The sequence below is a fragment of the Ruegeria sp. CDSC081 genome (assembly GCF_059610485.1).
Window position 1 is genome coordinate 235,250 of sequence record NZ_JBXWNS010000004.1, and the last position, 13,660, is coordinate 248,909.

The following is a 13,660-nucleotide window of genomic DNA, read 5'->3' on the forward strand; positions in this document are numbered from 1 at the left end:
GTCAGAATTGCAAAAGAAAACGCCGCAGGCTGTCCCGCGGCGTTTGTTTCCTGTCAGTCTGTCAGGATTACTGTTTGACGTCAGCAGCCGGGTTAGCGCCCGGTTTTCCGCTGCGGCCAGGGTTCAGAGGATCGTCCTGACGCTGAACGGAGCCTTCGAAATGCGCGCCGCTTTCGATGGCGATTGTCTTGTGAATGATGTCGCCTTCGACCCGTGCGGTCGAGGTCAGGCGCACTTTCAGGCCACGCACGCGGCCAACGATACGGCCGTTGATGACAACGTCATCTGCAGTGACTTCGCCCTTGATGGTCGCCGTTTCACCGATGGTCAGCAGATGCGCACGAATGTCACCTTCCACCGTACCTTCGACCTGAATGTCACCCGAGGTTTTCAGGTTGCCGGTGATGTGCAGATCCGAAGACAGGACCGATGCAGGTGGCTTGGGTTTGGGCGCGGTGCTGGCCTTGGTTTCCGTCGGTGCAGGGGTTGCCGGAGTGGCCGGAGCAGCAGGCTTGGCGGCCTCTGGGGCATTGGTTCCGGGCTCGTTGATTTTGCTCTTAGAAAACATTTCTTGCAGCCTTGATGTAAGTCATTGGGTTAACAGGTTTTCCGTTTACGCGGACCTCATAGTGCAGGTGCGTTCCGGTCGACCGTCCGGTGTTACCCATATCAGCAATATGATCCCCGCGCGAGACCCTTTGGCCAACCTTAACCCGTAACTTGGTGTTATGAGCGTAAAGTGTCTCAATTCCGAAGGCGTGCCGGATTTTGACCAGACGTCCGAAACCCGATTGCCAGCCCGCATGGGTGACTACGCCGTCGGCGGTCGCAAAGATATCAGTTCCATGTGCGCCGGCGAAATCGGAACCGTTATGCATGCGGCGACCGCCCGTTTTTGGGTCACGGCGCGTGCCGAAGCCACTGGTAAAGCGGACAGCCGCTTTCACCGGGCTGGCAAACGGGGCCTTTTCTGCTGCGATACGATAGAGGTTCAGCTGGTCCATCTGTTGCAACAGAGTGTTCGCGCGGATCTCGTCGGGGGTCAGGTCCTCACCGCGCGTGCTGAAGGAAATTGGGGTGAGGGGGCCACCCATGCCGCTATAGCCACGCCGTACTTCTTCAATGATACGGTCAGTTGGCATACCTGCCTGTCGGAACATCTTGTCGAGCGGTTCAACCGAGATGATCATTGCTTCTTCTAGCTGACGGAAAATCTCGTCGCTGCGTTCCTGCATCAGCCGGATCTCAAGCTCGAGATCGTCCCGCTGATCCAGTGCGTTCCGGGCGTCGGCTGCGATCTGATCACGCTCCTGCGCGGTGCGGGTCAGAGCAACGGTCATAAATTCCATCTGTTCGGGGCTGGCAGTGTTTGCCAACGTGAGCCCATCATCGGAATCTGATTGTTGCAGCGCCGCAAGCTCCTGACGGGCAGATTCCCGTTGTTTCATGGTGGTGCGCAGGGTGGACTGGATTACCTCGATCCCCGTTTCCAACTCACGGCGGCTGTTTTCGGACGCCAGCAGCTCGGATTGCATCGCAGAGATCTGTTCAAGCGCGGCGTTGAACCGGTCCTGAGCCATCAGAGCCTCATGAGCGCGCACGTCACGCTCTGCTGACAGAATATTCAGCCGCTCCTGATATGTCGCCTGATCGCGCTTGGCCTGTTCTCGGAAGTTGCCTGATCCGATGCTGTCCATCAACAGGATTGCCGTAGTGACCGCAGTCCAGCCAACAAACAGGGCAACACCAGCAACTGCAAAGATCTGTGTCTCTGAGCTGAGCCGGATGAACCGTGTGTCATTGTCAGATTTCAGAAAGACCCGGCGTTCCGGGAAGTGCTGCTCAAGCAGCGAATGTAGTTTGATTGCCAGACGTGCTCGCACGCGCCTTACCTCTCGATCCCCAAATTCGGGATCGGTTGTGAGTGGTCTCCGTCCCTTGGGGCAACTGAATAGAGGGGACGTCCGATTTGGGCAAGTTTGTTAACTAGTTCACACAACAAACAGGGTTAATCCCGCCAATTCTCGGCGAGAAATTGCCGATTACATCAACTGGAGGATGATTCAAAGACCGCTATGACCGTGCATGCCGTCCTAGCGGGCAGAGCCGGGCGGCGGCAGGCCTTCGGTCAGCGGCCAATAGAAATCCGGCGGTAACCCGGCTTCGGCCCGCTTTTCTTCGTTGAAGGGCGGTTTAAGAACGCCATGAAAATAGCGCCGGACCAGATCGTGAAAGATACCCTTTGGGTCAGCGTTCTCGCGTCCGCAAAGGAAATGGAACCACTTGGACCCGTAAGCAACATGCCCGACTTCTTCGGCGTAGATCACCTCGAGCGCTGCAATGGCCTGTTCAGCCTTGGCCTTGCGGAAGATGTCAATCATGCCGGGGGTCACATCCAGACCCCGCGCCTCAAGCACCATCGGCACTACGGCCAAACGGCCCATCAAATCTTCTGCTGTATCTTCGGCAGCGCGCCACATACCCGCATGGGCGGGCAGGGCGCCGTAATGACTGCCCATCTGTTCCAGGCAATCACAGACCATTTCGAAGTGGCGCGATTCCTCTTCGGCGCATTTGACCCAGTCGTCGTAGAAACCGATAGGCATAGGGACATGGCCAAATCGGGCGATGATATCCCAATGCAGATCAACCGCGTTCAGTTCGATATGGGCGACCGCGTGTAGCAGGGCGATGCGCCCAGCCTCGGAGCCGGGGCGGCGCCTTGGGACATCCCGGGGGGACAGCAAATCTGGTTTGTCCGGTCGGGCGGGATTCAACGGCGGTGTTGCGGTGCCCACTTCAATCTCAGGAGCGTCCCCTGATCGCGCCGCAAACCAAGCTGCGGCATGGCGCTTGGACAGGGCGGTCTTTTCGCGCCCGTCTGCTGTGGTCAGAACTTCGGTCGCCATTTGGGTCAGTGTTTTCGACACCGGGATATCTCCGCTTTCAAGATTTGTTCGGGTAATAATCCGGATGACGACCGCGGTGAAGAGGGTTACAGCGTGCGCACGGCTTCCAGTACCTCTTCCACATGGCCGGGCACTTTGACCTTTCGCCAGATGCGAGCGATCTTACCGTCGGCGTCAATCAGAAAGGTTGAACGCTCGATCCCCATTGACTTGCGCCCGTACATGTTCTTCTCAACCCACACACCGTAATCCTCGCAAACGGTCGAGCCTTCGTCGGACAAAAGTGGCGTCGTAAGACCGTGTTTGGCGACGAATTTGTCATGCTTAGCCACCGTGTCGCGCGAGATGCCGAAAACCTGGGCGCCGGCATCAGCAAAGGCTTGAAGTTGTTCCGAGAAACCGATGGATTCCTTGGTGCAGCCCGGCGTATCATCACGGGGATAGAAAAACAAAACGACGGCGCTGCCTTGCAGGTCTGACAGCGTAACCTCACCACCGCCGTCGCGGGGCAAAGTGAAACCGGGGGCGATGTCTGTAACGTCGGGCATTGGAAACTCCGCTAAAGGTTTTTAAGTGCTGCCTGACATCATGGTTTGGTGCAAGCAGGTAATAGGGCGTGGGTCGGAATTTGGCGCGGCAAGAAGATACACAAGAAGGCCCGGACGGGAAGCCCCGCCGCCGTCGGTCACGCCGCCGCATCGCTGCGTGGGGGATCGTCGGAACCTTCCTGTTGCTTTGCCTGCTGGCCTTTGGCGGCTGGTTCTTTCTGATTGGCAAACAGCTGCACGCGCCAGACTGGATGCGGGCCCAGGCCGAAAAACGGCTGGATCAAAGCCTTGGGGGGATCAAGATCCGCTTTGGCGATGCCAGCTTTATTGTCAACGAAAACTGGTTGCCACGTTTGCGACTGACGGATGTGACCATAAGCGACGCGGCGGGACAACAGATCGCGCAAGTGGCGGATATGCGCACCCGGTTGTCGATGCGGTGGCTGCTACGGGGGAAAATCCGCCCGCGCACGATTACCCTGCGCGATGCCCAAATCGCATTGACCCGCGGATTGGACGGGGCGCTTTCGTTGACAGTCGGTTCTGGCAGTGCGCCGGTTCAGCGGGCGCGGACATTGATCGAGTTGATCGAGGAATCTGACGATGTCTTTTTGTCACCGCTGCTGTCGGGCCTGCGGTCGGTCGAGCTTGAGTCGTTGACGCTGGACTATCAGGATTTGCGCCTGTCGCGCGCCTGGGTTTTCGACGGCGGACATATTTCGATCATCCGTACCGGTGACGAAATGCGCATGTCCACCGGGTTCTCTGTTCTGACAGGGCGCGATTATGCCAGTTCGATTGAGGTAAATTATACCAGCGTACTTGGAACGCCCCAGGCAAGCTTTGGCTTTGCCATAACCGACCTGCCTGCCGAGGATATTGCAAGTCAAAGCCTTGCCTTGTCATGGTTACAGGTCCTTGACGCTCCGATCTCGGGCGCGGTGCGCGGCAGTGTTGATGGCAACGCGGCGCTGGGGCCGTTATTTGCGACCCTGAACCTTGCGGCAGGCGCGGTGCAAGCCAACCAAGAGACAAAACCGATCCCGTTTGAATCCGCCAGGGCTTATTTCAGCTATGACCCAAGTCGGCAGGAGCTGGATTTCGACGAGGTTTCTGTGGTCTCTGCCTGGGGGTCCGTTCAGGCCGAGGGAAGGGCCTTTTTGAGAGGTATCGAGAATGGACTGCTGGAAAGCCTGACCTCTCAACTCCGTCTCAGCAGCATCGACATCAACCCGGCTGGGCTGTTTCCGGAACCCCTCAAGTTGGCGCGTGCCGACCTTGATCTGAAGATGAAGCTGGCCCCGTTCGAGTTGCGCCTCGGACAGATGACGGTTGAAGACGAAAACCTAACGCTGCGTGCTAGGGGAAATCTGATTGGTGAAGCCGAAGGTTGGTCGGGGTACCTCGAGGCTCATCTGGACGAGTTGGAGTCAGGCCAGTTGCTGAGATACTGGCCCCAATTACTTGCCGAAAAGCCGCGTAAATGGGTGTCCGACAATTTATATGAAGGCCGGCTCTCGGATGTCGATTTTGCATTACGGTTGAAGCCGGACACCAAGCCGGACATTTACTTGGACTTCGGGTTCGACGACGCCAAAATCCGCTTTGCCAAAACTTTACCTCCGGTCCAGGACGCTCAGGGGCAGGCCAGCCTGATCAACCAACGGTTTACCGTGACAGCCGAGAAAGCGGTTGTCATTGCCGATCAGGGCGGCCCGATAGACGGGTCAGGAACATCCTTCATTATTCCGGATACGTCGATCAAAAAGCTTTCGCCGGCGATTGTGCGCGTCAAGGCCAAGGGCTCGGCAACGGCCGCCTTGTCTTTGATGGATCGTCCCCCTCTGCAGCTGATGACAAAGGCAAATTTGCCCGTGGATGTGGCCTCTGGCGATGTGGAACTGTCAGGCACCTTATCTCTGCCGATGAAGAAGGGGCTGAAGTTCGATGAAACCCAGTTTCACTTTACTGGTAAGATTGGTGATGTGCACAGTGATCGCTTGGTCAAAGGTTTTGTCGTCAGCGCGCCTCAGTTGACTATTTCAGGTGACCAATCCGCTGTCGAAGTCGGCGGCGACGGATATTTCGGCGACGTGCCCCTGCAGGCAACCTGGCGCCAGCCTATTGGGGGTCGAGAACCGAAACCCAGTGAACTGAAAGGGCAGATCGAGATTTCGCCCCGGTTGGTGACCGAGCTGCGTGCCGGGTTACCAAAGGGTATGCTGACCGGAAAAGGCGTTGCCGACATAACCTTGGGCATCGGTGCTGGCCGCCCCCCGAAACTGACGGCGGCATCGGATCTGGAAGGCGTTGTGCTGTCCATTCCCGAGCTCGGGTGGCGCAAAGGCGCTGGTACCAAGGGGTCGATGGATGTCGAGGCAACGCTGGGCGATCAGATGCGCGTGGATACACTTCGGCTGGATGCGGCGGGGTTGCGAAGCCTGGCCTCCATTAATTTCAAAAATGGTGCTTTCGATCGTGTTGAGTTCAGCTCCTTCGAGCTGGGGAACTGGCTAGCGGTTCCGGCGGAGCTGATTTCACGGGGGTCAGCTTTGCCCGACATCAGGGTTTTAGGGGGCGTGATGAATCTGGGGGGCGCGACCTTTGGATCCTCCGAAGGTGGTGGCGGTGGTTCCGGGCAGGGGCCCGAGCTGGATGTAGTATTGGATCGCCTCCAGATTACAGAGACGATCGCCCTGACCGGGTTCAAGGGAAAATTTGCGACAACTGGCGGTGTCAGCGGTGCGTTCACGGCGAATGTAAACGGCGGTGCTGCTGTGCGCGGACAGGTGACCCCGCGCGGAGGGCGCAGCGCTGTCAATCTGACCTCTGGTGATGCAGGCGACGTTCTGAGATCGGCCAAAATGATAACCCAGGCGCGCGGAGGCAAACTGGACCTGCAACTGGAACCGGTCGGCGGGGCCGGGAACTTCGATGTCATCATGAAGATCGTGAACACCCGAATTCATGACGCCCCGGCCATGGCTGCCTTGCTGAACGCAATCAGCCTTGTTGGGCTTGTGGATGAAATGGCTGGGCAAGGCATCTTTTTCTCGAGCATCGAAAGCCGAATGCGGATTACGCCGACCGAAATCAAGGTTCTGAGCGGCAGCGCCGTCGGTCCTTCGATGGGATTGTCCTTCGACGGGACAATCGACACGGTTAGCGAAATGCTGAACTTGCGTGGCGCGATTTCCCCAATCTATCTGGTGAATGCGATTGGAAGTGTCTTCACCAAAAAAGGTGAAGGTGTGATCGCGTTCAATTATACTCTGACCGGCCCTTTGAAATCACCCTCTGTCTCGGTCAACCCTCTGTCAGGGCTTGCGCCATTGTTCTTGCGCAACCTTCTAAGGGAGCCCGCGCCGAAGGTTCAGGATGGGCCAAATGCACAGAAAGCCAAGCCGGATGAGCCCAAGCGCACCTTTGGATCGCCGCCAAAAGACAACTGAACAGGGATATAGCCGAATCTGATACGACCCTGTAAGGCGCGCCCATGAAACTCAGCGATTTCGATTTCCACCTGCCCGAGAATTTGATTGCCACCCGGCCTGCCAACCCGCGGTCTTCGGCGCGTTTGCTTGTGGCCGAGGGCGATGCAATCTCGGATGCGCATGTCTTTGACCTGCCAGATTGGCTGCGACCCGGTGACCGGCTGGTGTTGAATGATACGCGGGTCATCCCGGCACGCCTCAGCGGGCGGCGTCATCGCGACAGTGCGCAAGGGCCGGTGTCTGCGTCGATCGAAGCGACGTTGCTTGATCCGCAGGCAGACGGCACCTGGGCGGCGTTGATCAAGCCTCTCAAGAAGGTCAAGACAGGTGAGGTGATCCGGTTTTCGGATCAACTGAGCGCTGAGTTGGATAGGGTGGCGGACGGGCAGGCCTTTCTGCGGTTTAACCTTACGGGGCAGGATTTCGATGCTGCGCTGGAACAGGCCGGCGCCATGCCGCTGCCGCCCTATATTGCCGCCAAGCGCCCTGCCGATGCGCAGGACAAGACGGATTACCAGACGATCTGGGCGCGCAACTCCGGGGCAGTGGCAGCGCCCACCGCGTCGCTGCATTTTGACAAAGCGCTGATGCAAGCGCTTACCGCGCGCGGCGTTTCTGTTTCCTACGTTACGCTTCATGTCGGTGCCGGAACATTTCTGCCAGTCAAGGTCGAGGATGTGACGACCCATAAGATGCATGCAGAATGGGGCAGGGTCAGTGCGGAAGCCGTCAGTGAAATTCGTGAAACCAAAGCCATAGGTGGCCGTGTCATTCCGGTGGGCACAACCGCGCTGCGATTGATCGAAAGCGCTGCCCGCAGTGGACAGATCGTACCCTGGGAGGGCGATACTGACATCTTCATCTATCCCGGCTTTCAGTTTCACGTCACGGATGCGCTGATCACCAATTTCCATCTGCCGAAATCCACGCTGCTGATGTTGGTTTCAGCTTTGATGGGGCAGGATCGGATGCAAGAGGTTTATGAGCACGCGATTGCGCAGAACTATCGGTTCTTTTCATATGGGGATGGGTCGCTTTTGATCCCTTGAGCGGCGTGTTGTCGGGATCGTTGCGTTTCGATGTCGTAGACAAGCGGGTTCAAAGCCGTTTTTGATATTAAAACGAATCTCTAGTTCAGGTTAGCAATCTCGGAGGCCTCTATGCTTCAGGTCATTACCAGCGCTTGGTCACTTCTTCTTGGAATGGGCCTGCTTATGATTGGCAATGGCCTACAGGGCACAATCCTGGGCGTCCGAGGCGAGATCGAAGGGTTTTCGACCCTTCAGATGTCTGTTGTGATGTCAGCTTATTTCGTAGGTTTCCTAGGAGGTTCTCGCCTTGCACCGGAGATGATCCGGCGGGTGGGGCATGTGCGGGTCTTTGCTGCGCTCGCTTCATTTATTTCGGCCGTGATGATCATGTATCCGATGTTGACCGAGCCAGTCGCGTGGGCTTTGGGGCGTGTCGTGATCGGGTTTTGTTTCTCGGGCGTGTATGTCACCGCTGAAAGCTGGTTGAACAACGCGGCCAATAACGAGAACCGGGGCCAGGCGCTTTCCCTTTATATGATCGTACAGATGACTGGGATCATCACTGCTCAGGGGCTTATGCTGGTTGGCGATCCTGCTGGTTACGAAACCTTTGTGATCGCATCCATTCTGGTTTCGGTTTCCTTTGCTCCGATTCTGCTGTCGATTTCACCGACACCGGCATTTGACACGACCAAGCCCATGACATTGCGTGATCTGATGGGGAAATCACCACTGGGCTGCGTCGGCATGTTCCTGCTGGGCGGTGTGTTCTCGGCCCAGTTTGGTATGGCGGCGGTATATGGCGCGCGCGCTGGGCTGACACTGGTTGAGATTTCGACCTTCGTGGCCGCCTTCTATATCGGAGCAATTCTGCTGCAATATCCGCTGGGTTGGTTCTCGGACCGGATGGATCGCCGGTTCCTGATCATGCTGGCGGGTATCATTGGTGCTTGCGGGGCGGCCACTGCGATGATGTTCGGGTCGACCTCATTTCCGTTCCTTCTGGCCTCGGCCTTTGTGATCGGAGGCATGTCTAACCCACTGTATTCGCTGCTGATTGCGCATACGAATGACTTTCTGGAGCATGAGGATATGGCGGCGGCCTCTGGCGGACTGGTCTTCATCAATGGAATGGGCGCCATTGCCGGCCCGCTGATTACCGGGTGGTTGATGGGCGATGACGTGTTCGGACCGTCGGGCTTTTTCCTGATCATCTTTGCACTGCTTGCAGCCACTGCGGTCTATGCGATGTATCGCATGACACAGCGTGCGGCGATTCCTGTGGACGAGACGGGCACGATGTCTCCGCTTTACCCAACGGCCTCGCCGGTGGCGTTCGAATTGGCGCAAGAGGTGGCTATCGAAGCCGCCGAAGCCGATCAGGAAACGCAAGATGTAGCCTAGGACACGAAATTATGTCGCAAGTGTTGCAAATTTTTACTGTCACAAATCTGTAAATCAGCCTTAAATGACGTTACGTCCCTGGGGAGGGCAAAACGACGGAGCAAGGCAATGGTAGGGCCTGAAGAAGTATTGAGTTTTTGGCTGGATCAAGTGGGTCCAGATGGTTGGTATATTGAGGATGAAGCGCTAGACGCAGAGATCCGCGAAAAATTTCTTTCCACATGGGAAATTGCTAATGAGGGAAAGTTCTCTCTCTGGCTGACATACCCCAGCGGGGCACTGGCCTATATCATTCTGATGGACCAGTTTCCTAGAAATATGTTCCGCGGCAGTGGTAAGGCGTTCGCCACCGACAAGGCGGCCTTGTCGGCAGCGAAATGCGCCATCGACAAGGGCTGGGATCTGAAGATTGACGAACCCGCGCGGCAGTTCTTTTATCTTCCACTGATGCACTCGGAAAATCTGTGTGACCAAGAGCGTTGTGTACGCCTGATGTGCCAGAATATCGACGAATCCAAGTCAACCAACCTGCTGCATGCAAGGGCGCATAGGGAGGTGATCCGAAAGTTCGGCCGTTTCCCCTATCGTAACGAAGCATTGTCGCGCCCCATGACCGAACATGAGGCCGCCTATGTAAACATGGGCGGGTACGGATCCACCGTCCGAGAGCTTCAGGCCGCAGGTTAGCCTTCGACCGAACAACCTTTGATTGTGATAATACGGTCGGCCACAGTGTCGGCCGTTTTTTCTATTGCGGTGCTGATAAAGGCGTCAGGCGTTTCGGCAACCGCAACGATACGAGACTGCGCCGCCTGCAGCGTATCTTCGATTTGGCTCAGGCGGTCGAGCGTTTGCGAGACCCGTTGGGCGGTGGCGGTGTCGGCAAGCGCGCCATTGACTTGTATTGTCGCGAGTTCAGAGCGAAGTGCTGCCAATTCACTGCGCACCCCTTGAACCTCTTCGCGCAAAGGGGCGACGATCTGAACCTTCTGTGAAAAATCAGACATCAGGGACTGCGCTGTTGTGGTCAGCTTCCAGCCCAAAAACAAACACAAGGCCACCAGGATAAGCGTGGCGTTGATTAGGGCGAGGACCAGATCTTTCAGCGTTTTAGCCATGTTATGCCTTTCGCGTAAATGGATTTAGAATGGAGCAACTGGGATACTTAGCTATCTTCTAGCGTTTCGAACGGGTGCGGTATAGGCTCGAACCTCTGCAATCCGTATGGGTTTACCTTGCGTAGCTTTTGTCGCGGGGACTAAGTGTTGAAGGGTGACTGGTATTAGTTTAATGGTAAACTAATTTGGAAATGACCTGCTCCGAGAGGGAAACATGGCAGCACAATCTTTTGATCTGATCGTAATCGGCGCTGGTCCTGGCGGGTATGTCGCAGCCATTCGCGCAGCACAGCTTGGTTTGAAAACCGCCGTGGTCGAGCGCGAACATCTCGGGGGGATATGTCTTAACTGGGGCTGCATCCCAACCAAAGCGCTGCTGCGGTCTTCAGAAGTGTTTCACCTGATGGAGCGCGCAAAGGATTTTGGGCTGAAGGCCGAGAAGATCGGATATGATCTGGATGCTGTGGTCAAGCGATCGCGCGGTGTCGCCGGGCAACTTTCGGGCGGTATCGGTCACCTGCTGAAAAAGAACAAAGTGACGGTTGTCATGGGCGAGGCGACGATTCCGGCCAAGGGCAAGGTCTACGTCAAGACCGACAAGGGCAGCGAAGAGTTGACAGCCAAGAACATTGTTCTGGCAACCGGCGCGCGCGCCCGCGAGCTTCCCGGGCTGGAAGCGGATGGTGATCTGGTTTGGACTTACAAACACGCCCTGCAGCCGCCGCGGATGCCAAAGAAATTGCTGGTCATCGGGTCGGGTGCAATCGGGATCGAGTTCGCTAGCTTCTACAACACGCTCGGTGCAGATACGACGGTGGTTGAAGTCATGGACCGCGTTCTGCCCGTCGAGGATGCCGAGATCAGCGCCTTCGCCAAGAAAGCCTTTATCAAACAGGGCATGAAGATCATGGAAAAGGCGATGGTCAAGCAGTTGGACCGCGCTAAGGGTAAAGTCACTGCGCATATCGAGGTGAAGGGAAAGGTTGAAAAGCACGACTTTGACACCGTGATTTCTGCAGTTGGCATCGTTGGCAATATTGAAAATCTGGGGCTAGAAGCGCTGGGTGTCAAAATCGACCGGACCCATGTTGTGACTGACGAATTCTGTCGCACCGGTGTCGATGGCCTATACGCCATCGGTGACATTGCCGGAGCGCCTTGGCTGGCGCATAAAGCAAGCCATGAGGGTGTCATGGTGGCCGATCTGATCGCCGGTAAACATGCCCATCCGGTCAAACCCGAAAGCATCGCGGGCTGCACCTATTGCCATCCGCAGGTTGCGTCGGTCGGCTATTCCGAGGCAAAGGCGAAAGAGCTTGGCTATGACATCAAGGTCGGCCGTTTTCCCTTCATCGGCAACGGCAAGGCAATCGCGCTTGGAGAGCCCGAAGGGCTGGTCAAAACAGTCTTCGACGCCAAAACCGGAGAGCTGTTGGGCGCCCACATGATTGGCGCGGAAGTCACTGAGTTAATTCAGGGGTATGTGGTCGGGCGGCAGCTTGAAACCACCGAAGAGGATCTGATGAACACAGTGTTCCCGCATCCGACTTTGTCCGAGATGATGCATGAAAGCGTTTTGGACGCTTACGGGCGTGTGATCCATATGTAACTCAGGGCAGGGGGTACCTCTGCCGATCTGCGGCACATTACCAAAAGTATCTTTGGCCAGATGAAGCAGCGAACCAAGCTTCATCTGGCCTTTTGATTCCCGGATTTGGTTATCGGGTCAAAGCGTCGAGAATGCGCGCCCAGGACCGGATGCCTTTGTGAAAGCTTTTGACGTCATATTTCTCATTCGGTGAGTGAATTGCGTCATCATCATTGGCAAAGCCCACAAGCATGGAATCCATGCCAAGTTCCGTGTCGAAGTAGCCAACGACAGGGATTGACCCGCCCATTCCGGTAAAGACGGCTTCGCGCCCCCATTCATCGGACAATGCGCCTCGGGCGGCTTCGAATTCGGGGCGGTTGATATTCATGACGGATGCGGGCGCGCCTTCAAGATCGTTGTCCCACTGTACTTTCGCGTCGGGTGACAGGCGGTCTTCTACATGCTTGCGAATCTGGTCACGCAAGGCGTCAGGGTTCATGTCACCCACCAGACGGCAGGTGATCTTGCAATGCGCCTGTGAGGGAATGACCGTCTTCGAACCGGCGCCGTTATAACCGCCCCAAAGCCCGTTTACCTCAAGCGTCGGGCGCGCCCATTGTTGCTGCAATGTCGAATATCCTTTTTCGCCATGTGGCTGAGAATACCCCACCGAGTTCAGATAATCCGCCTCATCGAACCCGCAGTTTTCCCATTGGCGCAACTGTTCGGCCGGGACCTCATGAACCCCGTCATAAAAGCCTTCGACAGCGACGCGACCGGTTTCGTCGTCATAGAACGAGGCGACGATCCTGGACAGCTCTCGCAGCGGGTTTAGCCCCGGTCCGCCGTAATGGCCCGAGTGCAGGTCGATCCGCGGACCGATGATGGTGAATTCGTCCTTGAGCATCCCGCGCAGCTGTGACGCGATTGATGGCACCCCACGCGACACCATCGAAGTGTCGCATACCAATGCCAGATCCGCTTTCAACTCGGCCACGTTTTCACGCAGGAACGGGACCAGCGACGGCGAACCGGATTCTTCTTCGCCTTCGAAGAAGAAGGTGATGCGGCAGGGCAGGGTGCCATGGACGGCCTTCCATGCGCGGCACGCTTCGACGAAGGTCATCAACTGTCCCTTGTCGTCCGAAGAGCCTCGACCCCGGATCACCGGCCCATTTTCGGTTTCTTCAATGGCCGGATCGAACGGATCCCGGTTCCACTGGTTCAGCGGGTCAACGGGTTGCACGTCATAATGGCCGTAGAAAAGAACATGGGGCGCGCTGTTGTCCTCACCTATGTGGCCCACCACCATGGGATGTCCGGTGGTTTCACGTTTTTCAGCCTGAATTCCTATGCTTTTCAGGTCAGATACCAGCCAGTCAGCTGCCTGGTTGACCTGTTGGTCAAAGGCCGGATCGGTTGAAATTGACGGAATGCGGAGCAGTTCCATCAGGCGGTCGATTGAGGTTGGCAGATCGGCGTCGATGCGGTTCAGAACAGCGTCCAGCGACATGAGAGGGCTCCTGCTTGATTTGGATTTTCCGGAACCCTATCAGCGCCACTTT

At 56.7% G+C, this 13,660-nt stretch carries 11 protein-coding genes; 5 read left to right on the plus strand and 6 right to left on the minus strand.

Going from position 1 to position 13,660, the window contains the following annotated elements; genetic code table 11:
• Positions 1-67 precede the first annotated feature (67 nt).
• The 4 genes from AC2FH9_RS08930 to AC2FH9_RS08945 all read right to left on the minus strand — a co-directional run bounded on the left by AC2FH9_RS08930 (position 68) and on the right by AC2FH9_RS08945 (position 3,457).
• Positions 68-568: a bactofilin family protein gene (locus tag AC2FH9_RS08930; protein WP_271947570.1), complete on the minus strand. Its 501-nt coding sequence runs from the start codon at positions 566-568 to the stop codon at positions 68-70.
• Positions 558-1,883 carry a DUF5930 domain-containing protein gene (locus tag AC2FH9_RS08935; protein ID WP_496749555.1) on the minus strand — a complete coding sequence of 442 codons (1,326 nt, stop codon included), beginning with the start codon at positions 1,881-1,883 and terminating at the stop codon, positions 558-560. The genes AC2FH9_RS08930 and AC2FH9_RS08935 overlap by 11 nt, the downstream gene beginning before the upstream one ends.
• Before the next feature lie 210 nt (positions 1,884-2,093).
• Positions 2,094-2,909, minus strand: a complete 816-nt coding sequence (locus tag AC2FH9_RS08940) for a ferritin-like domain-containing protein (protein ID WP_496871378.1) — start codon at positions 2,907-2,909, stop codon at positions 2,094-2,096.
• Positions 2,910-2,995: 86 nt separating this feature from the next.
• Positions 2,996-3,457, minus strand: coding sequence for a peroxiredoxin (locus tag AC2FH9_RS08945; RefSeq protein WP_496871267.1), 462 nt, complete (start codon positions 3,455-3,457; stop codon positions 2,996-2,998).
• A gap of 68 nt (positions 3,458-3,525) precedes the next feature.
• Here AC2FH9_RS08945 and AC2FH9_RS08950 point away from each other — a divergent pair, with 68 nt between their 5' ends.
• The 4 genes from AC2FH9_RS08950 to AC2FH9_RS08965 all read left to right on the plus strand — a co-directional run bounded on the left by AC2FH9_RS08950 (position 3,526) and on the right by AC2FH9_RS08965 (position 10,073).
• Positions 3,526-6,909 (plus strand): YhdP family protein, encoded by a 3,384-nt coding sequence (locus tag AC2FH9_RS08950; RefSeq protein ID WP_496871268.1) that lies wholly within the window; start codon positions 3,526-3,528, stop codon positions 6,907-6,909.
• 44 nt (positions 6,910-6,953) lie between these two features.
• The gene (gene queA / locus AC2FH9_RS08955; protein WP_496871269.1) at positions 6,954-8,000 is read left to right on the plus strand and encodes a tRNA preQ1(34) S-adenosylmethionine ribosyltransferase-isomerase QueA; all 1,047 of its coding nucleotides are present in this window, start codon (positions 6,954-6,956) and stop codon (positions 7,998-8,000) included.
• A gap of 111 nt (positions 8,001-8,111) precedes the next feature.
• Complete coding sequence (locus AC2FH9_RS08960) at positions 8,112-9,386, plus strand: MFS transporter (protein WP_496693406.1); 1,275 nt, start codon at positions 8,112-8,114, stop codon at positions 9,384-9,386.
• A 108-nt stretch (positions 9,387-9,494) separates the two neighbouring features.
• The gene (locus AC2FH9_RS08965) at positions 9,495-10,073 is read left to right on the plus strand and encodes a DUF924 family protein (RefSeq protein ID WP_142633241.1); all 579 of its coding nucleotides are present in this window, start codon (positions 9,495-9,497) and stop codon (positions 10,071-10,073) included.
• On the opposite strand, the gene AC2FH9_RS08970 is transcribed toward AC2FH9_RS08965, so the two are convergent.
• Positions 10,070-10,504, minus strand: a complete 435-nt coding sequence (locus AC2FH9_RS08970; RefSeq protein WP_496871270.1) for a hypothetical protein — start codon at positions 10,502-10,504, stop codon at positions 10,070-10,072. The genes AC2FH9_RS08965 and AC2FH9_RS08970 overlap by 4 nt on opposite strands.
• A 214-nt stretch (positions 10,505-10,718) precedes the next feature.
• Here AC2FH9_RS08970 and lpdA point away from each other — a divergent pair, with 214 nt between their 5' ends.
• Positions 10,719-12,113: a dihydrolipoyl dehydrogenase gene (gene lpdA / locus AC2FH9_RS08975; RefSeq protein ID WP_496871271.1), complete on the plus strand. Its 1,395-nt coding sequence runs from the start codon at positions 10,719-10,721 to the stop codon at positions 12,111-12,113.
• Between the two features lie 109 nt (positions 12,114-12,222).
• Here lpdA and AC2FH9_RS08980 read toward each other — a convergent pair whose 3' ends face one another.
• Positions 12,223-13,608, minus strand: coding sequence for a M20/M25/M40 family metallo-hydrolase (locus AC2FH9_RS08980; protein WP_496691075.1), 1,386 nt, complete (start codon positions 13,606-13,608; stop codon positions 12,223-12,225).
• Positions 13,609-13,660 lie beyond the last annotated feature (52 nt).

Coding starts and splice junctions, on each gene's coding strand:
- AC2FH9_RS08930 (WP_271947570.1), bottom strand. CDS start 568: ATGTTTTCTAAGAGCAAAATCAACGAGCCCGGAACCAATGCCCCAGAG.
- AC2FH9_RS08940 (WP_496871378.1), bottom strand. CDS start 2,909: ATGGCGACCGAAGTTCTGACCACAGCAGACGGGCGCGAAAAGACCGCC.
- AC2FH9_RS08945 (WP_496871267.1), bottom strand. CDS start 3,457: ATGCCCGACGTTACAGACATCGCCCCCGGTTTCACTTTGCCCCGCGAC.
- queA (WP_496871269.1), top strand. CDS start 6,954: ATGAAACTCAGCGATTTCGATTTCCACCTGCCCGAGAATTTGATTGCC.
- AC2FH9_RS08960 (WP_496693406.1), top strand. CDS start 8,112: ATGCTTCAGGTCATTACCAGCGCTTGGTCACTTCTTCTTGGAATGGGC.
- AC2FH9_RS08965 (WP_142633241.1), top strand. CDS start 9,495: ATGGTAGGGCCTGAAGAAGTATTGAGTTTTTGGCTGGATCAAGTGGGT.
- AC2FH9_RS08970 (WP_496871270.1), bottom strand. CDS start 10,504: ATGGCTAAAACGCTGAAAGATCTGGTCCTCGCCCTAATCAACGCCACG.
- lpdA (WP_496871271.1), top strand. CDS start 10,719: ATGGCAGCACAATCTTTTGATCTGATCGTAATCGGCGCTGGTCCTGGC.
- AC2FH9_RS08980 (WP_496691075.1), bottom strand. CDS start 13,608: ATGTCGCTGGACGCTGTTCTGAACCGCATCGACGCCGATCTGCCAACC.